The 19,827-nt window shown below is 72.7% G+C and carries 21 protein-coding genes; 9 read left to right on the plus strand and 12 right to left on the minus strand.

The genetic code is table 11. The features are described from left to right. Positions 1-31: 31 nt before the first annotated feature. From ACFWNV_RS13325 to ACFWNV_RS13360, 8 genes are all read right to left on the minus strand, one after another. The gene (locus ACFWNV_RS13325) at positions 32-1,321 is read right to left on the minus strand and encodes a beta-ketoacyl-[acyl-carrier-protein] synthase family protein (RefSeq protein WP_383945103.1); all 1,290 of its coding nucleotides are present in this window, start codon (positions 1,319-1,321) and stop codon (positions 32-34) included. Then, on the minus strand, positions 1,318-1,812 hold the full coding sequence (locus ACFWNV_RS13330) for a 3-hydroxyacyl-ACP dehydratase FabZ family protein (protein ID WP_383945106.1): 495 nt from the start codon (positions 1,810-1,812) through the stop codon (positions 1,318-1,320). Before ACFWNV_RS13330 ends, ACFWNV_RS13325 begins: the two co-directional genes overlap by 4 nt. Further along, positions 1,809-3,086 carry a beta-ketoacyl-[acyl-carrier-protein] synthase family protein gene (locus tag ACFWNV_RS13335; protein ID WP_383945109.1) on the minus strand — a complete coding sequence of 426 codons (1,278 nt, stop codon included), beginning with the start codon at positions 3,084-3,086 and terminating at the stop codon, positions 1,809-1,811. The genes ACFWNV_RS13330 and ACFWNV_RS13335 overlap by 4 nt, the downstream gene beginning before the upstream one ends. After that, positions 3,083-3,535: a 3-hydroxylacyl-ACP dehydratase gene (locus ACFWNV_RS13340; RefSeq protein WP_383945112.1), complete on the minus strand. Its 453-nt coding sequence runs from the start codon at positions 3,533-3,535 to the stop codon at positions 3,083-3,085. The genes ACFWNV_RS13335 and ACFWNV_RS13340 overlap by 4 nt, the downstream gene beginning before the upstream one ends. 42 nt (positions 3,536-3,577) lie before the next feature. Continuing rightward, a complete protein-coding gene (locus ACFWNV_RS13345; RefSeq protein WP_266914467.1) occupies positions 3,578-4,345 on the minus strand; it encodes an SDR family NAD(P)-dependent oxidoreductase in 768 nt (255 codons plus the stop codon). A gap of 131 nt (positions 4,346-4,476) precedes the next feature. After that, the gene (locus tag ACFWNV_RS13350) at positions 4,477-4,899 is read right to left on the minus strand and encodes an acyl carrier protein (protein ID WP_383945116.1); all 423 of its coding nucleotides are present in this window, start codon (positions 4,897-4,899) and stop codon (positions 4,477-4,479) included. 82 nt (positions 4,900-4,981) lie between these two features. Beyond that, a complete protein-coding gene (gene fabD, locus ACFWNV_RS13355; protein ID WP_383945119.1) occupies positions 4,982-5,953 on the minus strand; it encodes an ACP S-malonyltransferase in 972 nt (323 codons plus the stop codon). A gap of 144 nt (positions 5,954-6,097) precedes the next feature. Then, positions 6,098-7,330, minus strand: coding sequence for an FAD-dependent monooxygenase (locus ACFWNV_RS13360; protein WP_383945122.1), 1,233 nt, complete (start codon positions 7,328-7,330; stop codon positions 6,098-6,100). 195 nt (positions 7,331-7,525) lie between these two features. Between ACFWNV_RS13360 and ACFWNV_RS13365 the strand changes: the two genes are divergently transcribed. Together ACFWNV_RS13365 and ACFWNV_RS13370 are read left to right on the plus strand one after the other, a co-directional pair. Further along, on the plus strand, positions 7,526-7,999 hold the full coding sequence (locus ACFWNV_RS13365; RefSeq protein ID WP_375955133.1) for a DUF1772 domain-containing protein: 474 nt from the start codon (positions 7,526-7,528) through the stop codon (positions 7,997-7,999). Between the two features lie 209 nt (positions 8,000-8,208). Beyond that, positions 8,209-8,952, plus strand: a complete 744-nt coding sequence (locus ACFWNV_RS13370) for a class I SAM-dependent methyltransferase (RefSeq protein WP_383945126.1) — start codon at positions 8,209-8,211, stop codon at positions 8,950-8,952. Positions 8,953-9,031: 79 nt separating this feature from the next. On the opposite strand, the gene ACFWNV_RS13375 is transcribed toward ACFWNV_RS13370, so the two are convergent. Beyond that, complete coding sequence (locus ACFWNV_RS13375) at positions 9,032-11,320, minus strand: DPP IV N-terminal domain-containing protein (RefSeq protein WP_383945129.1); 2,289 nt, start codon at positions 11,318-11,320, stop codon at positions 9,032-9,034. Positions 11,321-11,448: 128 nt separating this feature from the next. Beyond that, positions 11,449-12,120, minus strand: coding sequence for a DUF4097 family beta strand repeat-containing protein (locus ACFWNV_RS13380; protein ID WP_383945132.1), 672 nt, complete (start codon positions 12,118-12,120; stop codon positions 11,449-11,451). Between the two features lie 239 nt (positions 12,121-12,359). Here ACFWNV_RS13380 and ACFWNV_RS13385 point away from each other — a divergent pair, with 239 nt between their 5' ends. The 7 genes from ACFWNV_RS13385 to ACFWNV_RS13415 all read left to right on the plus strand — a co-directional run bounded on the left by ACFWNV_RS13385 (position 12,360) and on the right by ACFWNV_RS13415 (position 18,253). Further along, a complete protein-coding gene (locus tag ACFWNV_RS13385; RefSeq protein WP_383945134.1) occupies positions 12,360-13,115 on the plus strand; it encodes a helix-turn-helix domain-containing protein in 756 nt (251 codons plus the stop codon). Between the two features lie 167 nt (positions 13,116-13,282). Further along, a complete protein-coding gene (locus tag ACFWNV_RS13390) occupies positions 13,283-14,407 on the plus strand; it encodes an FAD-dependent monooxygenase (protein ID WP_383945215.1) in 1,125 nt (374 codons plus the stop codon). Between the two features lie 265 nt (positions 14,408-14,672). Continuing rightward, on the plus strand, positions 14,673-15,041 hold the full coding sequence (locus ACFWNV_RS13395) for an acyl carrier protein (RefSeq protein ID WP_383945137.1): 369 nt from the start codon (positions 14,673-14,675) through the stop codon (positions 15,039-15,041). Then, positions 15,038-15,850 (plus strand): 4'-phosphopantetheinyl transferase family protein, encoded by an 813-nt coding sequence (locus tag ACFWNV_RS13400; RefSeq protein WP_383945140.1) that lies wholly within the window; start codon positions 15,038-15,040, stop codon positions 15,848-15,850. The genes ACFWNV_RS13395 and ACFWNV_RS13400 overlap by 4 nt, the downstream gene beginning before the upstream one ends. A 39-nt stretch (positions 15,851-15,889) precedes the next feature. Further along, positions 15,890-17,467, plus strand: a complete 1,578-nt coding sequence (locus ACFWNV_RS13405; protein WP_383945218.1) for an acyl-CoA carboxylase subunit beta — start codon at positions 15,890-15,892, stop codon at positions 17,465-17,467. 13 nt (positions 17,468-17,480) lie between these two features. Then, positions 17,481-17,735 (plus strand): acyl-CoA carboxylase subunit epsilon, encoded by a 255-nt coding sequence (locus ACFWNV_RS13410; protein WP_383945143.1) that lies wholly within the window; start codon positions 17,481-17,483, stop codon positions 17,733-17,735. Positions 17,736-17,758: 23 nt separating this feature from the next. Beyond that, on the plus strand, positions 17,759-18,253 hold the full coding sequence (locus ACFWNV_RS13415) for a nuclear transport factor 2 family protein (protein WP_383945146.1): 495 nt from the start codon (positions 17,759-17,761) through the stop codon (positions 18,251-18,253). On the opposite strand, the gene ACFWNV_RS13420 is transcribed toward ACFWNV_RS13415, so the two are convergent. Together ACFWNV_RS13420 and ACFWNV_RS13425 are read right to left on the minus strand one after the other, a co-directional pair. After that, on the minus strand, positions 18,199-18,969 hold the full coding sequence (locus ACFWNV_RS13420) for a sensor histidine kinase (protein ID WP_383945148.1): 771 nt from the start codon (positions 18,967-18,969) through the stop codon (positions 18,199-18,201). The genes ACFWNV_RS13415 and ACFWNV_RS13420 overlap by 55 nt on opposite strands. Positions 18,970-18,974: 5 nt before the next feature. Then, positions 18,975-19,733, minus strand: a complete 759-nt coding sequence (locus ACFWNV_RS13425) for a response regulator transcription factor (RefSeq protein WP_383945150.1) — start codon at positions 19,731-19,733, stop codon at positions 18,975-18,977. Positions 19,734-19,827 lie beyond the last annotated feature (94 nt).

The raw sequence follows: 19,827 nt of genomic DNA on the forward strand, positions 1-19,827 counted from the left end.
CGCTCTCCGTCCGGGGGTATGCGTATGTCCGTCATGAGGTCCGCCCCATGGCGATGGCCACCGCCTGGCCCTCCAGGCCGCGGGCGAGGGCCAGCGCGCTGTCGGGCCGCGTTTCGCGCGGGGTGAGCGGTACGTAGTCGAGGTCGCACTCGTCGGCGGGGTGGTGCAGGTTCTGCGTGGCGGGGACGATGCCGGAGTCCAGGGCGAGCGCGGTGACGGCCGCGTTCAGTGCCCCGGCTCCGCCGACCAGGTGGCCGGTCTGCGGTTTGATGCTGCTGATCTGCGCCGCCTTGGCGGCCGTACCGAGCGCGTCGTGCAGGGCGAGGGTCTCGCTGGCGTCGCCCTGGACGGTGGCGCAGCCGTGGGCGGCGATGTAGCCGCCGTCGTGGAAGACGCCGCCCGCGTCGTCGAGCGCGCGGACGATGGCCCGGGACAGGCCGCGGGCCCGGGCCTGCGGGCTGGGCGGGCGTACGCAGTCGTTGCCCGCGCCGTAGCCGGTGACCTCGGCGTAGCAGTGCGCGCCGCGGGCCAGGGCGTGTTCGCGTTCCTCCAGGACGAGGAGGGCGGCGCCCTCGCCGAACACGGAGCCGCTGCGGTCCCGGTCGAAGGGGCGGAAGGCCTCCTGGCCGAGGTCGGTGCGGGTGGACAGGACGCCGAGGCCGTCCATCTTGGACATGGCCCACCAGCCGGTGGCGTCGTCGTACCCGCCCGCGAGCACGATGTCGGCCTCGCCGCGGCGTACGGTCCGCATGCCGCGGCCGATCGCCATGGCGCCTGCGTCGGCGGTGCCCGCGAAGTAGGCGTTGGCGCCGCGGATGCCGTACTTCTCGGAGATGTGGAAGCCGGCCGCGGGCTGGAGTCCCTCGACGAAGAACAGCGGGGCGATCACCGAGGAGGCGGTCTGGCCCAGCTTGTACAGGTCGGGGGTGCCGTCTTCGGCGCGGACCGCCTGGAGCTGGGCGATCAGCTCGTCCATGCGGGGCATTTCCTTGTTGCTGCCGAGGAACAGCCCGGCGCGCTGGCCCAGGTCGCTCTCGCCGTCCAGGCCGGCGTCGCGCAGCGCCAGGGTGGCGCCCGCGAGGGCCAGTTGGTCCCCGCGGCACAGCATGCGCAGGGTGCGCCGGCTGGCCCACTGCGTGGGGTCGAAGTCGGGTATCTCCGCGCCGATGCCGGTGCGCAGCGGCGCCGGATCGTAGGCGCGCAGCGGGCCGATGCCGCTGCGGCCCTCCAGGAGGTTCTCCCAGGTGGGTGCGGCGCCCTGGCCGATCGCGGTCATCAGACCGATGCCGGTCACCATCACGCGCCGCCTGTCGTCGCTCATGCTGTGCCCTCCCTGGGCTTCTCTGCGCTCACCAGGGCGAGGAGGCGAGCAGCGGCGACCACACGGCCCTCGACCCGGGCGGTGGTCCGTACGTCGGTCGTCTGCGGCGTGCGTCCCGTCACCTCTACGGTGATCTCGACCTGGTCGCCGGGGGCCACGAAGTGCTTCCAGCGGACGCCCCGTACGGAGGCGAGCCGCCATCCGGCCGGGTCGCCGCCCGCGGCGGCCTTCGCGAGGTCGGCCATGCTCTCCAGGAGCAGGACGCCCGGGAGGATGGGGTGGCGGGGGAAGTGGTGGTCGAAGACGGGCAGGGTGGCGGGGATGTTGCGGACGGCGACCGCCCGTTCGCCCGGGACGAGCTCCACGAGGCGGTCGAAGCCGGGGGGCACTTCGGTGGGGGTGCTCGGCGCGGTGGCCGTCTCGGTCGCGGTGGCCGTCTCGGTCGCGGTGGTCGCGGTGGTCGTGGGGCTCACGTCGGTCGCGGTGCTCACGCGTCCTCCTGCGGGGCGCCGATGACGATGCTGGTGTTGCTGCCGCCGAACGCGAAGGCGTTGACGAGGGCCGCCGACACCTCCATGGGGCGCGCGGTGTGCGGTACGTAGTCCAGGTCGAGCCCGCGGTCCGGCTGGTCGAGGTTGACGGTGGGCGACACCAGGGAGTGGCGCATCGCGTTGATGGCCGCGAGCACGCCGAGGCCGAGGCTGGCCGAGGTCAGGTGGCCGGCCATGGACTTGGGGGCGCTGACCACGATCCGCTGGGAGTCGGCGCCGAACACCTTCTTGATGGCGGTGGTCTCCGACTGGTCGTTGCCGTGGGTGCTGGTGCCGTGGGCCACGACGTAGTCGATGCCGGCGGTGCCCAGGCCGGATTCGGCGATGGCCCCCTCCATGGCCTGGATGGCTCCGGAGCCGTCCGGCGGGGAGTCGGTGATGCGGTAGGCGTTGAGGGTGGAGCTGTAGCCGAGGACCTCGGCGAGGATGGTGGCGCCGCGTTCGCGGGCCGCGTCCATGTCCTCCAGGACGACCGCGACGGCGCCCTCGCCGACGACGAAGCCGCTGCGGTTCGCGTCGAAGGGGCGCGAGGCGTGCTCGGGGTCGTCGTTGTACCGGTCCGTCAGGGCCCCGAGGAGGCTGAAGCCGAGCAGGTCGAGCCAGGTCGTCAGCGAGTCGTAGCCGCCGGCGATCATCAGCTTCGCGTCGCCCTCCTGGATGGCGCGGTACGCCTCCCCGATGGCGTGCCCGGATCCGGCGCAGGCGGTGCTGATGCCGAGCATCGGACCGGTGCCGCCGACCATCCGGGCCATGGCGGCCAGGGGCACGTTCTGGTCGTCGGTCAGGGTGAGGGCGGGGGGCTGGCAGATGAAGGCGTCCGCCTGGCCGGTGGTGGCCCGCAGGTGTCCGATGTCGAGGAGCGCCTGGAGTTCGGGACGGCCGACGCTGGCCCCCATGGCGACCCCGCGCTCGTCGGCGGCGTACACCTCCTCGGGGAGCTCGTCGACCCCGGCGGAGCGGACCGCCTCCCAGGCCGCCGCGACGCCGAACTGGCCGACGCGCGAGAGGTGCTTGCGCCCGACCTTCGCCGGGATGGCGGCCGCCGCGTCGAAGTCCTTGACCTGCGCGGCGATCCGCACCGGGAACCCGGAGGCGTCGAAGGTGGTCAGCGGACCCACTCCGCTGCGTCCGGTGGCCAGGCCTTCCCAGGTGCTGTCCGCATCGTTTCCGAGCGGGGTGACCGCCCCGATTCCGGTGATCGCTACGCGCTTCATCCGACCGGTCCTCCGCCCTGCAGCTGTCGCGCCATGCGCGCCGTGTTCGCCGGGTCGTCGAGACGCTCGGCGTCGATGAGCGCGCACATGATGCCGCTCGCTTCCAGGACGGTCTCGCCGTCCACGGTGACGGTGCCGTCGAGGATCGCGGCGTCGTCGTTCATCGATTCGATCCTGGCCTCCATGCGGAGCACCTCACCGGGCACCACCGGACGGTGGGCGGTGGCCTCTGCGACCGCGAGCAGCGCCGCGCGCTGCTTGTGGTCGGTGCTGAGCATGATCAGCCAGGTGGCCGACTGGCACAGCGCCTCCAGCGCGAGTCCGAAGGGCAGGGCCGGGCCGTTCGCCGTGTCCTGCCAGTAGTCCTCGGCGACGGTGGTGACCTTGCGGGCGGTGATCCGCTCGCGGGGGGTCCAGGTCTCGATCCGGTCGATCAGATGGAATCGCATCTTCGTCTCTTCGCCTCTTCTTCCGTTCCCTTCCCTCCGGTCCTACGGGCGGCCGATGCCGAGCTGTGCGGAGAATCCGCCGTCGACGGTGAGCAGTTCGCCGGTGGTGTAGCCGGAGTCCGGGCCGGCCAGGAACACGGCGGCGGCGGCGACCTGCTCGACGGTGGCGAAGCGGCGCAGGGGGATCTGGCGCTTGATGCTCTTGCCCCCGTCGCGCTGGAGCACCTCGCCCACCAGTTCGGTCGGGGTGAAGCCGGCGAGGACCGCGTTGACCCGTACGCCGAACCGGGCGAGCTCGATCGCGGCGGAGCGGGTGAAGGAGTTCAGGGCGCCCTTGGAGGCGGAGTAGTTGGACTGGCCGATCCAGCCGCGCTCGCCCATGGCGGAGGAGATGTTGACGACGGTGGCGTCGCCCTGGGCCATGAAGTGCTCCATGACGGCGTGCGTGCAGTGGTACGCCCCGCCGAAGTTGACCTTCATGACGTTCAGCCAGGCGTCCGGCGCGGAATCGTAGATCAGGCCGTCGTCGCTGGTGCCCGCGTTGTTGACCAGCACGTTCAGGGAGCCCAGCTGTCGGATGGCCTCGGCGACCAGTTCGGCGGCCTCGGCGGGGTCGGAGACGTCGGCTCCGATCGCCACGGCCCGGCCGCCCGCCGCCTCGATCTCCTTGACGACCGCCAGGGCGTCTTCCCGGCGTGAGCGGTAGTTGACTGCGACGGCCGCCCCCTGTTCGGCCAGGGCCAGGGCGATGGCCCGGCCGATGCCCCGCGAGGCACCGGTGACCAGGGCGGTGCGGTCCTTCAGCTTCATCTGTCTCTTCCCGTTTCTGCTACGAGGTGGGCGTCCTGGCTGCTGCGGCCGACGGGCGCCATACGGGCCCCGGCGCACCCCGCACCCGCCCGGCCCCGCGGTCCGGAGCCGGGCGGATGCGGGACGGGATGTCAGGCTGCGGCGGCCGCGTGGGCGCGCTCGGTCAGCAGATCGGTGAGGTTCTGCACGGTGAACAGGCCGAGGACGCCTTCGGCGGTCAGCGGCTCCGCGAGCTGGTTGCGGTCGAACTGCGGCAGGACCTTCTCCAGGTGGGTCAGGCCGGTGTCGTTGACGACCTCGTTCTCGTCGCCGAACTCCTCGTCCGGGATTCCGCCCTGGAGCAGGTTGGCGATGTCGGCCACGGTGATCTTCACCTTGGTGACGCGCTCCAGCCGGAAGAGGATGTCGAGCAGGTCGATGGACTCGGCACCCAGCGCCCCGAGGAGGGTCGCGTCGGGAACGGCCTCGGCCTCGTCGATGCCGAGGGCGTCGGCTATGGCGGCCTGGACCGCGGGGAGGTAGTCGGTCGACAGGGTGGTCAGGGTTTCGGGCACCGTTTGCTGCCTTTCAAGTGGATTCTTGCGAAGGGGACGAAAAGTGTGAGGTGGAGACGCGGGGACGGGCGGGCGTACGCGGCTAGGCGGCGGCCGCGCCGACGGCGGACTCCGGGCGCAGGTCGCGCAGCAGGGTGGCGATGCGGCGCTCGTCGTTGGTGCTGCGCACCAGGGCGCCGGGCACGCAGCGGTTGGCGAAGCCGCTGAGGACGCGGCCGGGGCCGACCTCCAGGTAGCCGTCCACGCCGTGCACGGAGGAGGCTTCCAGTACGTCGACCCAGCGCACGGGGCCGGCGAGCTGGCGCCGGAGCAGGTCGCGGGCGTGCGCCCCGTCCCGCACCGCGCCGCCGGTCACCGAGCTGATGACGAGCAGCCGGGGTGCGGAGAACCTGGTGCGCTCCAGTTCGGCGGTGAACTCGTCCTCGACCGCGCGCATCAGCGAACAGTGGAAGGGGGCGGAGACCTTCAGCGGCACGGCCCGCTCGGCGCCCGCCTCCAGGGCGAGCCGGCCCACCTCGGCGACCGCCTCGCTCTGGCCGGAGATCACCGTCTGGCCGGCCTCGTTGTAGTTGGCGACCTCCACCACGCCGAGCGGTGCGGCGGCCGTGCAGAGCTGCTCGATGCGCTCGGGGGCCAGTCCCATGACCGCGGTCATGGCCCCGGACACCCGGCGCGAGACCCCGGCCATCAGCTCGCCGCGGCGGCGTACGAGGCGCAGCGCGTCGCCCGCTTCGAGGACGCCGGCGGCGATCAGCGCCGTGTACTCGCCCAGGCTGTGCCCGGCGACGGCGCCGGGCCGGAACCCGGTCTCCTCGCGCAGGACCTCGTACACGGCGAGGCTGGTGGCGACGATGGCGGGCTGGGCGATCTCGGTCGGGGCGAGGTCCGCCTCGGGGGCCGTGGTGCACAGTTCCGTCAGGGGGAGTCCCGTGGCCTCCTCCGCCCGGGCCAGCACGCGTCCGACCGTGCGGGGGTGTTCGCGGAGGAGGTGTCCGGCCATGCCCGCGCGCTGCGAGCCCTGACCGGGAAACATCGTGAAGAGATTGTCGATCATCCCCGTTCCTACCTCACTGAGTTGTGGGTGACAGGTCGTCGAGCCGTCGGTCCGCCCAGCCACCACGCCGCGGCGACCGGTCCTCGACCCCGTGAAATCTGGCATCAGGTTCTGGCGCATTCCTTGAATGCGCCTTGACTCATTTCATTCGGCGGCGGCGCCGGGTGCGGCGGCCGGCTGCGCGGCCGTCCGTCCGGGGGCCTTGGCCCAGCGGGTGCCGTAGGCGACCTGGCCCTTCTCCGCCGCGCCGAAGGCCTTGGTGTTCCAGTTCTTGCGCATGAAGGCCTCCCGCGCCTTGATCAGCAGCGGGTTCTCGACCGAGCCCATCTGGCCGATGCGCCAGGCGATGCGCTGCAGGGGCGCCGTCCGCTCGCGGCGCTCGCTCTCGTAGCCGCGGAGCGCCGAGACCGGGTCGCTTCCGGCCCGCTCCAGGTGCTCGGCCAGGACCAGGGCGTCTTCCAGGGCCTGGCAGGCGCCCTGGCCGATGTTGAAGGTGATGGGGTGTGCGGCGTCCCCGAGCAGGGTGACGCGGCCCTTGCCCCAGTGGCGTTCGGGCTTGCGGCCCTCGACGTCGCCGCGCAGGATCCACTCCTCGGGGGTGGCGCGCAGGATGTCCGCGACCGGTCCGCCCCAGCCCTCGTGGCGGCGCAGCAGCATGTCCCGTACGCCGGGCTCGTCGCGCCCGCCGGGCGCTCCGTTGGCCACGCTCATCCAGTGCACCAGGCCGGGTGCGACGTCGTAGTAGGTGAAGCGGGTGCCCGGACCGAACATCGCGTTGAAGGTGCCGGCCGGGATGTCGGCGTGCTCCATCGGGGCCCGGCCGCGCCAGGCGATGTAGCCGCTGAAGCGGTTCTTGGCGGGGCCGAACATGGCGTCGCGCACGGCTCCGTGGATGCCGTCGGCCCCGATCAGGAGGTCGCCGCGCTCGCTGCCGCCGTCGGCGAAGCGGACCGTGACGCCCTCGGCGTCCTGGTCGAAGCCGACGACCTGGGCGCCGGTGCGCACCACGGGGCCTTCCAGCGCGTCGCGCAGGATGCCGTGCAGCACGGAGCGTTCGACGGCGATGGTGGGCTGTCCGTACCGGGTGACGAAGTCGCCCACCGGCCAGGCGCCGAGCACCTCGCCGCGCCAGGTGCTGAAGTGCGCCGTCTGCTGGGCCGGGGCGGTCTCCAGGACCTTCTCGGCGAGGCCGAGGTGGTCCAGGGCCAGTACGCCGTTGGTCCAGATGTGCAGTCCGGCACCGCCGTCGCGCAGTTCCTCGGCCCGCTCGAAGACGACGACCTCGAAGCCCTTGCGCTGGAGTGCGAGGGCCGCGGCGAGGCCGCCGATCCCTCCGCCGGCTATGAGTACGCGACGGGGACGTCGTCCTATGGCCATGTCTAGCTCTCCTCAAGGCTGTCCGGGCGGCCGGGCCGCTCCCATCGGGTACGAGATCCCTGACGGACTCCGGTAGTTGTCAACGCTAGCATTACGAGCGTCGATGTTGATAGTGTCGGTAGGACATCTAGCATCGCTATATCCCCGTGGCGCGACGGCCACGCGGCAACCGGCAGAACGACAAAGGTGGTTGTGATGGAAGCGCTCCTGCTCACGCTGGCCGTGGTGGCCACCATGGCCAACGCGGTGGTCTACGGGACCGACGTGTTCTCGGCACTCGTCCAGCGGCCGGCCATGGCCCACGTCGACGACGCGGCCCTGACCAGCGCCATGGGCCAGATCCACCGATTCGGCGACAGTCGGATGCCCATCCCGGGCGTCTTCGGCCTGGTGGCCACGGTCGGCACCGCGGCCGTGGCCGGGTTCGAGGGCAAGACCACGCCGTCCGTGGCCTCGGGCGTGGCCGCCGTGGCCCTGGTGGTGTGGCTGGCCATCTACAACAAGGTGAGCGCGCCCGTGAACAAGGAGCTGACCGGAGCGGCGCTGGACTGCCGCGTCGCACCCGACGCCCGTGGGCTGCAGCGCACCTGGGACAGCGTCATCAACGTCCGGGTGCTGCTCCAGGCGGTGGCGCTCGGCGGGATGTGCGTCGCGCTCGCGGCCTCCTGAGCCGCAGTCGCCCCGTCCCCCCGCCCGTCCCCCCGCCGGCGCGACGGCTGTGCGGGAGGCCGGGACGGGTGGCCGGTTTTCGTGGTTTTCGCCAAGGCGGATGACCTCCCCGTTTGGGAGAGACTGCCGGTCGGAGGGCTTGGTCCGCCGCGTTCACGGGCGGGGATGGGCCCTCTCGCACGGTGAAAACCAACGGGGAGGACGGCACGATGAGTGCACAGGAGCAGTACGACGAGATCGGTGAGGCGTACGAGGGGTTCAAGGCCCTGCCGCTGGAGCAGTGGGCGATCGTGCCCGGATTCCTGGCCCTGGTCGGGGACGTGACGGGCAAGTCGGTCCTCGACCTGGCCTCCGGTACCGGCTTCTACAGCCGGGAGCTCAAGCGGCGCGGCGCGGGCGACGTGCTCGGGATCGACATCTCGGGTGAGATGGTCGCCGTGGCGCAGGCGATCGAGGAGCGCGACCCGCTGGGCGTGCGCTACGAGGTGGGCGACGCGGCCGGGCTGCGGTCCTTCGACGAGCCCTTCGACGTCGGGCTGGCCGTCCAGCTGCTCAACTACGCCTCGGACATCGCCACCACGGAGCGGATGTGCCGCAACATCCACCGGAGCCTGAAGCCCGGCGCGGAGCTCTTCCTGATCAACCAGTCGCCCGACTACCGGTTCGACGGTCCGACCCCGGAGAAGTACGGCTTCCGCACCGAACTCACCGGCGAGGCGGTCGAGACCGGCTTCAAGGTGCGGACCACGGCGCTGCTCGACCCGCCGGTCTCGTTCGTCGCGAACTTCCCGCGCCGCGAGGTGTACGAGACCGCCCTGAAGGCGGCCGGATTCGGCGAGCTCACCTGGATCCCGGTGACGGTGTCGCAGGCCGGCGTGGCGGAGTTCGGTGCGGAGCACTGGGCGAACCTCGCCGACAACCCGCCGCTGGAGATGCTGCGCTGCGTCGCCTGACGGTGCGGCTGATGCCGTGACGGCCCGGCCCCGGAGGTTTTCCGGGGCCGGGCCGTCGGTGGTTCGGCCCTCGGCCGGCTCAGGCGAACAGGTCCGCCAGGAGTTCGGGGCCCAGGGGGATCGGGGCGGGGCGGTAGGTGGGGGGCGGGGTGTCCTGGAGCTCGCGGACCAGGAAGTCCCAGCAGCGCTTGCGGACGTAGGCCAGGTGGTCGATGAAGGTGTGGTCGGCGCCGGGGACGATGAGCAGTTCGAAGTCCTTGCCGGCGGCGACGAGCCGGTCGGCGAGACGGAGGGTGTGCGCCGGGTGGACCTGGTCGTCCATCTCCCCGTGGACGAGCAGGAGCTTGCCCTCCAGCCGGTCCGCGAGGTCCAGGCTGGAGGTGCGGGCCCAGGCCTCGGGGTTGTCCGCGCCGTCGTAGGACTCCACGAAGCCGAGGTTGAAGCAGCGGGCGTCGTGCGAGCCGGACAGGGCCGCCGCCGCCTTGAACACCCCGGGGTGGTCCAGCATGGCCCGGGCCGCGGCGAAACCGCCTCCGGAGTGGCCGAAGGCGCCCACCCGGTCAAGGTCCATCCACGGGCGGGTGGCGGCCAGTTGGCGCAGCGCCGCCACGTGGTCGTCCAGGCCGCCGGCGTCGGACAGCCGGCCCTGTGAGGCGTCGTGGAAGGCTTTTCCGCGCCCCGGGGTGCCCCTCCCGTCCACGGCGATCACGACGAATCCCAGCGCCGCGAGGGGTTCGGCGTCGAGGCCCAGGCCGCCGGGGTCGAAGCCCGGGGCGACGCGGCCCAGCTGCGGGCCGGGGTAGAGGGTGTCGACGACGGGGTAGCGCCGGGCGGGGTCGAAGTCCTGCGGCCCGTAGAGGATCCCGTAGATGTCGGTCTCGCCGTCGGCCGCCTTGACGCGGAACCGCTCCGGCGCGGTCCAGCCGGTCGCGGTGAGCTTGCCGGTGTCGGCGCGCTCCAGCTCGGCCAGGACCCGGCCGCTCCAGTCGAGGACGCGGGTGACGGGCGGGGTGTCGACGGTGGACGCGGAGTCGACGAAGCAGTCGTGGGCGGGGGACGTGACGACGGTGTGGTCCTGGTCGTCCGGGGTGATCCGGGTGAAGGCCGAGCCGTCCAGGGAGGCGCTGCACACCGTGCGCCGGTACGGATCCTCCTCGACCAGGCCCGAGGCGGTGAAGTACACCGTCCGCGCGGCCTCGTCGACGTGCAGGATCTGCCGGACCTCCCACGGACCGGAAGTGACCCGTCCGAGCAGGGCGCCGGTGTGCAGGTCATAGCGGTACAGGTGGCCGTGGCCGTCGCGCTGCGAGTACCAGAGCACCTCGTCGGACAGGACCCGGACGATCGGCGCCTCGAACGCCCACGGGTTGGGCTCCACGCGGGTGGGGCCGCTCTCGCCGAGCACCGTGGTGACCTCGCCGGTGGCCGGGTCGAGCCGGTGCAGGGTGAGGGTGCGCAGGTCGCGGGGGCGGGCCAGGTAGTAGACCGCGGAGCCGTCCGGGGCCCACCAGGCCCACCGGGCCGTGATCGGGGACAGCTGCGGCATGAGCAGGGGCTCGGCCTGCGCGCGGACCAGGGTGCCCTCGGCGAGGTCCAGTACGACCAGTTCGGCGAGCGGCACGTGCGTGTCGCCGGGGTGGGCGTAGCGCTGGGTGCGGGTGAGGGGCGGGCCGCCGTCGGCGGGGGCGGCCTGTACGAGGTGGGCGAGGCGGACCTCGCGCTCGTCGGTGCGGTGGGCCAGCACCTTCGTCGAGTCGGGCGACCAGGCGACCGCGGGCGGCAGGTGCGGGAGGCCGATCTTTCCGAGGAGGGTGGCGTTGGCCGTGCAGTCGGGGGCGGCGCCGTAGGCGTGGCCGGGGGCGCCGTCGGTGGTCAGGGCCCAGGTGCGGCCGTCGGCCAGGGAGCGCGCCCACAGGTCGTGCCCCTGGCGGTACACGGCGGACTTCCCGTCGGGTGAGGGGACGTCCAGCGGGCTGCCGGGCGGGGCGGACGCGGCCTCGGCCCGCTCGCAGGTGGAGCCGTCCGGTGCGCAGCGCCAGTGCTCGCCGAAGGCGTCGAACTCCACTGCTTCGCCCACCAGTTGTATTGCCGCGAACGGCAGGGCCTCGGGGTCGGCCGGCTGCCCGGAGGCGACGGTGAGGGCGGCGGCGAGCCGGGGGTGGTCGAAGGCGGGCTCACGGGTGCCCGCCGCCGGGTCGACCAGGACGAACCGCCGGCCGGCGCCCGTGTGCACCGCGTACCAGAACCGGGCGCCGGCGCCGGAGTCGGTCCACTGGGGCCTGACCTTGTCGCCGGTGACGAGCTCGCCGGGGCGGACGGGGCGATGCAGGAGCCGCTCCGCGGCCTGGTACTGCTCGGTGGTGCTCATTGCTCTGCTCCTTCGACGGTGCGAGTGCGGTGCGGGTGGCGGTGCCGGTTCGGGCGGGTGGTGCTGCGCGGCGGTGCGGTGCGGTGCGGCGGTGCGGTGCGGCGGGGTGCGGTGCGGTGGGGTGCGGCTCAGAGACTGCGGGCGGTGATGTCGCCGTAGGCGGTGGTCGCGTGGATCTCCAGCCGGTCGGCGGCGTCCCCGGCGTTCTTCAGGGCGTTGTGGATCCGGCCGTACGAGGTGCCCGCGTCCAGGGAGGCGGAGGTCCCGGCGGCGGCGCCGACCGAGATCTCGCCGGACTCGGTGCGCAGTACGACGGTGCCCTGCACGGCCTCGGCGATGGTGATGTCGCCCTTCAGGGTGCTGACCTCCGCGGGACCGCCCAGGCGGCCGACCGCGATGTCGCCGGCCTGGACGGTGAGGCGGGCGCTCGCGGCCTCGTCGAGCTTGACCGTGGCCTGCGCGCCCTCGAAGGCCACGTCGCCGAGGCGTCCGACGCCCCGGAAGTCGGCGGCGGCCACCTTGGCCTCGATGCGGGAGCCGGCCGGGAGCTGGACGGTGACCTCGATGGATCCGGCGGCGCCGAGGATCCGGTTCTTCGCCGCGGGGACCTCGATGCGCAGGACTCCGTCGGCGTAGGCGACCGTCGTCTGCTCCGCGGTCTTCACGTCGCGGCCCTTCGAGGCGTCCGCGGGCAGGACCTCGACCGTGGTGTCGGCCCGGTCGGCGGCGATGAGGCGGATGCGGCCGGCGGGGATGTCGAGGACGGCGGCGATCGGGGCGGTGGTGGCGAACTTCTGCATGGTTCTCTCCTGTGCGCTGCGGTGGTGCCGTTTGTTTCTGACAACGGAAAAGCTACGTTGCATTCCAATATCCGGCAACATCCTCGTTGCGCAGTTCCTGCATCACCCCAGGCCAAAGCCCGATTATCGTTGCAATGGTCTTGAATTCAATGCAACGCGAGCCATCCAAACGTTGCAATGGACTGGGAGTGAACGCTATGCTGGGAGGGAGCATCACGGACCTACAGAGGGAGAGCACGGTGCCGGGAGGCAGACTCACGCAGCAGGAGCGCCAGCAGATCGCGCTGGGGCTGGCCGACGGGCTCGCCTACGCGGAGATCGCCCGGCGGCTGGACCGGCCGACCTCGACGGTCACCCGCGAGGTGATGCGCAACGGCGGTCCCGCCTCCTACCGTTCCGATCTGGCCCACCGCGCCACCGAACGCCGTGCCCACCGGAGCAGGCAGGCCGCGCCCCGGGGGCCGCAGGCGTCCCCGCAGGCCGACGGGCGCGACGCCGAGGCCGTGCGCGCGTACGAGGAGACCTTCGCCGGCATCTTCATGCAGTCGGGCCTGTCCAAGATGACGGCCCGGGTGCTGGCCGCGCTCTACACCACGGACGCGGGCAGTCTCACCGCGTCCGAACTCGTCCGGCGCCTCCAGGTCAGCCCGGCGTCGGTCTCCAAGGCCATCACCTTCCTCGAAGGCCAGTCCCTCGTCCGCCGGGAGCCCGACGAGGGCCGCCGCGAGCGCTACGTGGTGGACGACGACGTCTGGTACCAGGGAATGATCGCCAGCGCACGCGCCCACACCCTGCTCGTCGAGACGGCCCGGCAGGGCGTCGGCGTCCTCGGTCCGGGCACCCCGGCCGCCACCCGTCTCGAGAACATCGCCCGCTTCGTCGACTTCGTGAGCGAGGGCATAACCCGCGCCGCGGAGCAGGCCCGCGAGGTCCTCCACACGAAGCCCGCGCCTCAGTCACCTCCCCCGGAGGACTCGGAGGATTCCGGGGACTGAGGGCGGACGGGCCCCTTTGGCTCTCCTCTGAACTTCACGTGCGTCGCCGCTTACACAGGCGGACGGCGCCTGCAGAACTCTGGCCAGGCTCTGAAAACGCGGTGTGTTGAACCCGCGGCCCGGCCCGAAGAAGCTGTGAAGCACGATCCGGTCAGCTGTCCGCCGAGATCGATACCAAGGAGAGTGAGCATGTCCCAGCACGGCTCCAAGCACTACGCCGAGCACGAGGGCTGACCGTGGCCGCGGACCGGCTGGACACCGATGTCGTCGTCGTGGGCGCGGGACCCGTCGGGCTGATGCTCGCCGGTGAACTGCGGCTCGGCGGCGCCGAGGTGACCGTACTGGATCGCGGGGAGGCCCCGGCTCCGCGGCCGCGGGCCCCCGCCCTGCACACCCGCACCATGGAGATCCTCGACGGCCGGGGCCTGCTCGATCCCCCGGGCACCCCGCCCCGTGAGGTGCGGGGGCACTTCGGCCGGTGGGCGGCCTCCTCCGGCGCCGACGTGCGGCGCCGCTTCGAACTGCGCGGGCTCACCGTCACCGAGGAGCACGTGGAGGCCGAGGCGTTCGGACCCGAGGGCGCCGTACGGGTCCGCGGCCGCTACCTCGTCGGATGCGACGGCGGGCACAGCACCGTACGGCGCCTGACGGGGGCACGGTTCCCCGGCCGGGTGCTGTTCGCGGGCGACGCCGCCCACCGGCGGATGCCGGCCGGCGGGCGGGGGCTCGACCTCGGCGTGCAGGACGCGGTCAACCTCGGCTGGAAGCTGGCGGCGGCCGTACGGGGCTGGGCGCCGCCCGGCCTGCTCGACAGCTACGACACCGAACGGCGCGAGGCCGGCCGCCGGGTGCTGGCCACCATCAGGGCCCAGCCGCACCTGCCGCCCGGCGGGCCCGGTACGGGTACGGGTACGGCCCCCTACGCGTCGCTGCGCACCCTGCTCGGCGCCCGGATCCCGCACGCCCGGCTGGTCACGCCCTGGGGACCCGTCATGACGACGACGGCCATGCTGCGCCCGGGCCGCGGGCTCCTGCTGGACCTCGTCGGCAACCCGGCCCTGCGCTGCGCGGCCCGCCCCTGGGCGGACCGGGTCGCCTTCGTGACCGCCCGCCCCGAGGCCGGTGCACCGCCGGGCCCCCTGCACGGCACCGACGCGGTCCTCGTACGGCCCGACGGCCACATCGTGTGGACGGCGCCGGACGGGACCGGGGCGGCTCTGCCGCGGGCCCTGCTGCGGTGGTTCGGCGCCGGCGCGGAGGAGCAGCAGCCCCCAAGCGGAATTGACGACTGAGCCCGCCGGAACCGGGCCAGAGCTCTGTCCAAGGGCCGTCAAGCGGGGCGCGACCCGCCCTCCGGAACCCGTCGGGACGCTCTGGGAAGGGTGCCGCCACAGCCGTGCCGGACCGCCGGCCCGGCGCTCCGCCGCCCCCGGCGCGGCGCACGGACCGATGATCCGGCCGGCACCGACGCGACGGGACGACCCCACCCCCAGGAGGCGACCGGGCCCCGCCCACCCCGAAAACACCGTCCACCCCTCATAGAAGGCGGTACGAACCATGACACTTCACAACACAAGCACCTGGCTCGAACGGTTGCCCGATCTGCCGGCCCTGCGCGCCGCGGACACCGCGGCACGCATACGGATCATCGAGCAGTACATCTGCCAGGAACTCACCGAGACCCTCGACATCCCGCCCGCCTACCGGATCAACGTCCGGCGGCCGCTGCGCAGCCAGGGCGTGGATTCGATCATGGCCATCCAGCTCAAGCGGAAGCTGGAGACGGCGCTGGGCGTCACGGTGAAGGCGCCGGACCTGCTGCGCGACGACAGCGTGGCGGAGGTCGCCGCCCTGCTGTCCGCGCTGATGCCGGACCGCCGGGAGTCCCAGGCCCAGTTCGCCGCGACCGCCGGCGCGGGCCGATGAGCAAGGCCTCCGGGGCGGCCCGGATCACCCCACCCGACCAGGACATGCACCTGTGGGTGTGCCATCCGGACCTGACGGAGGAGAACCAGGACGCCCTGGTCACGGACGAGCTCGACGCGAAGGAGCACAAACGGGCCGCCGCGTTCATCAGGCCGAACGACCGTCTGACCTACCTGTCGGCCCACATCGCACTGCGGCGGCTGCTCTCCGCCTACACGGGCATCGCGCCGGGCCTGCTGAAGTTCGGCCGCGACGCCTGCCCCTGCTGCGACCGCCCCCACGGCCGGCCGGTGCTCCTCGACTCGCCGGTCCCGCTGCACTTCTCCCTGTCGCACAGTCACGGGGTGGTCCTCATCGGGATCGCGACCTCGACCGTGGGCATCGACGTGCAGCGGGTGCCGTCCCTGGAGACGACCGACCTGTGCTCGCCCGATCTGCACCCGGTGGAGCAGAAGGAGCTGGCCGCCATAGAAGAGGCGACGGACCGGCAACTGGCCTTCGGCCGGCTCTGGACGCGCAAGGAGGCCTACTTCAAGGGCCTGGGCACCGGGCTCGGACGGGAGCTGTCCGCCGACTACCTGGGCACGGACGAGGGACCGGACGCGCCCGAGCGTCCCGAGGGCTGGATCGTCCAGAACCTGCCGAGCTGCCCCGCCCACGTGGCGGCGTCGGCCCTGCTCACCGACGGACCGCACGAGATCACCGCCCGCTTCGTGACGATGGAGATGCTGACCGCCGCCGACGCCCTGGAGCTGATCGCCGCGGAGCCGTCGATGTGCTCCGACTACGAACCGTCTGCCGACCGGTAGACGCGATGAACCGGACAACGGGGAGGAAGCAGCGCCGTGGTGACGACACAGCAGGCTGACGGGGTCGGAGCACCGCCCGACCGGCTCGGTGAACTGGCCCGCATCAAGGAGGAGACCCGGGAGGGCGCCAACCCGGCGGCCACCGAGCGCCAGCACGCCAAGGGCAAGCTGACCGCGCGCGAGCGGATCGACCTGCTCCTCGACAAGGGGAGCTTCACCGAGGTCGAGGGCCTGAGGAGGCACCGGGCGACCGGCTTCGGCCTGGAGGACAAACGCCCCTACACCGATGGCGTGATCACCGGCTGGGGCGAGGTCGACGGCCGCACCGTGTTCGTGTACGCCCACGACTTCCGGATCTTCGGAGGGGCGCTCGGCGAGGCCCACGCCCAGAAGATCCACAAGGTCATGGACATGGCCCTGGCCGCGGGGGCCCCGCTGGTCTCGCTCAACGACGGGGCGGGCGCGCGCATCCAGGAGGGCGTGTCCGCGCTCGCCGGGTACGGCGGCATCTTCCAGCGCAACACCAAGGCCTCGGGCGTGATCCCGCAGATCAGCGTGATGCTCGGACCGTGCGCCGGCGGCGCCGCGTACTCGCCGGCGCTCACCGACTTCGTCTTCACGGTCCGCGACATCTCGCAGATGTTCATCACGGGTCCGGACGTGGTGCAGGCGGTCACCGGGGAGGAGGTCACGCAGAACGGCCTGGGCGGCGCCGACGTGCACGCCGGGGTCTCGGGCGTGGCCCACTTCGTGTACGACGACGAGGAGACCTGCCTCGCCGAGGTGCGCTACCTGCTCTCCCTGCTGCCCTCCAACAACCGCGAGCTGCCGCCGGACGTGCACAGCGAGGACAGCGCCGACCGGCACTGCGACGCGCTGCTCGACGCGGTCCCGGCCGACGGGAACCGCTCGTACGACATCCGCGAGGTGATCACGGAGATCACCGACGACGGGGAGTACATGGAGGTGCACGCCGGGTGGGCGCCGAACCTGGTCGTGGCGCTGGCCCGGCTCGGCGGCCAGGTGGTGGGGATCGTCGCGAACCAGCCGGCGGCCATGGCCGGGGTCCTCGACATCAAGGCGAGCGAGAAGGGCGCGCGGTTCGTGCAGTTCTGCGACGCCTTCAACATCCCGCTGGTCACCCTCGTGGACGTGCCCGGGTTCCTGCCGGGCGTCGACCAGGAGCACCAGGGCATCATCCGGCGCGGCGCGAAGCTGCTGTACGCGTACTGCAACGCGACGGTGCCGCGGATCTCCGTGGTCCTGCGCAAGGCGTACGGAGGCGCGTACATCGTGATGGACTCCCGCTCGATCGGGGTGGACATCGCGCTGGCGTGGCCGACCAACGAGATCGCCGTGATGGGCGCCGAGGGCGCCGCCAACGTGGTCTTCCGGCGGGAGATCGCCGCCGCAGACGATCCCGAGGCGATGCGCCGGCAGAAGATCGACGAGTACAAGACCGAGCTGGTGCACCCCTATTACGCGGCCGAGCGCGGTCTCGTCGACGACGTGATCGACCCGCGCGAGACCCGCTCGGCGCTGATCCGCTGCCTGTCGATGCTGCGCACGAAGGACGCCGCGCTGCCCCGCCGCAAGCACGGCAACCCGCCCCAGTGAGGAGGACCCGGAGATGACCGAGGTACAGGTACGAGACCCCGCGCGCGAGCAGACCCACCCGTTCCTGGTGCGGGTGGAGAAGGGCAGTGCGAGCCCGGAGGAGGTCGCCGCGCTCACCGCCGTCCTGCTGGCCAGGGCCGCGGAACCGGCTCCGGGCGACCACGGCCCGCTGCGGCGCACGGCCGCCCGCTGGCGCCGCCCCGAGCGGGGCGGGGGCTTCGACGGACCCCGCACCTGGCAGGCCCGCACGTACGAACCGAACGCCTGACGGCCCCGAGAAAGGATCAGATCATGTCTCCGACCAGCGAAGACCTCGTGGCGAGCCTCGCCGGACAGCTGCGGGAGCTCACCGACCGCAGCGAGATCTCCCGGCTGTGCGACCGCTACGTGAGCCACATGGACCGGGACCGGGACGACGACGCGTGGCTCGGCTCGGTGTTCACCGAGGACGTGGTCCTCAGCTTCCCCTTCGGCGAGTACAAGGGCGTCGAAGGGCTCGTCGCCTTCCAGGAGATGGGCCGCGCCAGCTTCGCGGGGAGCCATCACGTCAGTGCGAACCACGACATCGACCTCGCCGTCGGCGGCGACGGCGACCGGGCCCGGGTCCGGGCCCAGACGCTGGCCGTGCACCTGAAGCGGCGCGAGGACCCGGGAACGCACTTCGACGTCGGCGGCCACTACGAGGCCCTGCTGGTGCGCACCGCGGAGGGCTGGCGCATCGAGCGGTTCACCTACGAGGTCGTGTGGAGCAACGGAGAGCCGCCCGCGGTGGGGACGGAGGGCTGAGCCGGGGCGGTCCGCGCGAGGGTGTCCGCAGGGAGGACCGCCCTCGCGCGCAGACCGGGAAGGGCTCCGCGCGCGCCGAGTTCGAGGCGGCCCCCCGAGGCGGCGAGCAGGGCGGCGGCGATGGTCAGTCCGAGGCCGCTGCCCCGGCCGCCGCGGCCCGCACGGCCGCGCCAGAAGGGTTCGCAGGCGTGGGCGATCTCCTCCAGGGTCATCCCCGGGCCCTCGTCGCAGACGTCCACGGCCACTTCGCCGGGGGCGTCCCGGCCCACCGACACCCGTACGGTCCCGCCCGCCGGGGAGACCTTGAGGGCGTTGTCCAGCAGGACGTCGAGGGTCTGCTCCAGCGTGCCGGGCTGCTGGACGAGGCCCGCCCGCTCCCCGATGATCTCCAGGTGCGTGCCGGCGGCCCGCGCCGCGGCGGACCAGGCCTCCACGCGCAGCCCGGCGACGGCCAGGGCGTCCGCGGTCTCGGCCCGGGTCACGGCGTGCTCGACCGCGCCCCAGGCCAGTACCTGTTCCAGGACCTCGGAGAGCCGCGCCACTTCGCCCAGGATGGCGGCCACCTCCCGGCCCGGGGCGGGATCGGCCGCGCCCCGGAAGCGGTCCTGGAGCAGTTCGAGGCGCAGGCGTACGGAGGACAGCGGGCCGCGCATCTGGTGGGCGGCGGCCACCGCGACGGTGGGCTGCTCCTGCTCCCACGCGGGGGGCGCGTTCATCGCGTTCATGACGCCCCCGGCTGCGGAACGGTCAGGCGGTAGCCGACGCCCCGGGCCGCCTCGATCCAGTCGTTGCTGCCGAGCTTGCCGCGCAGGGAGCCCACGTGGACGTCCAGCGTGCGGGTGGAACCGAACCAGTTCTCGTCCCAGACCCGCGCCATGATGTCCTGGCGTTCCATGACCGTGCCGGGTTCCTCGAGCAGCATGGCCAGCAGCTCGAACTCCTTGCGGGTGATGCGCACTTCGGCTCCGTCCAGGTACACCTTGCGGGTGCGCCGGTCCAGGCTGAGCGGGCCCGCCCGCAGGATGGCGCCGGCCGGGTGTTCGGGCTCGTGTTCGCCCACGGGATCGGGATCGGGTCCGGTCTCCGGTTCGTTCGCGTCGGCGGCGGCGTGGTGCCGGGGGCAGTCGCCGGTGCGCCGGAAGACCGCCTGGATGCGCGCCATCAGTTCGTAGCGGCCGAAGGGCTTGGCCACGAAGTCGTCGGCGCCCATGTGCAGGGCCATCACGCGGTCGAGCTCGTCGGCCCGGCCGCTCAGCGCGATGACGGGGACGCAGGAGCGCTCCCGGATCCGGCGGCAGACCTCGTGGCCGGCGAGGTCGGGCAGGCCGAGGTCGAGCAGGACCAGGGCGGCGTCGTCCAGCTGCTCCAGGGCGGCGGCCCCGGTGCCGGCGATGCACGTGGCGTAGCCGTGCACGGTCAGGGCCTGTTCCAGAGCCTCGGCGATTCCGTCGTCGTCCTCGACGATCAGTACGGTCCTCATCGGTGCCTCCCGGTCCGGTCCGCTGCCCGCGAGTGGACCCCACTTCGGGACAGTACCGCTGCGGGAAGGCCGTGGACGGGGCGCGAGAGCGGGC

The sequence above is a fragment of the Streptomyces sp. NPDC058401 genome, from assembly GCF_042722885.1.
Taxonomy (GTDB): Bacteria; Actinomycetota; Actinomycetes; order Streptomycetales; family Streptomycetaceae; genus Streptomyces.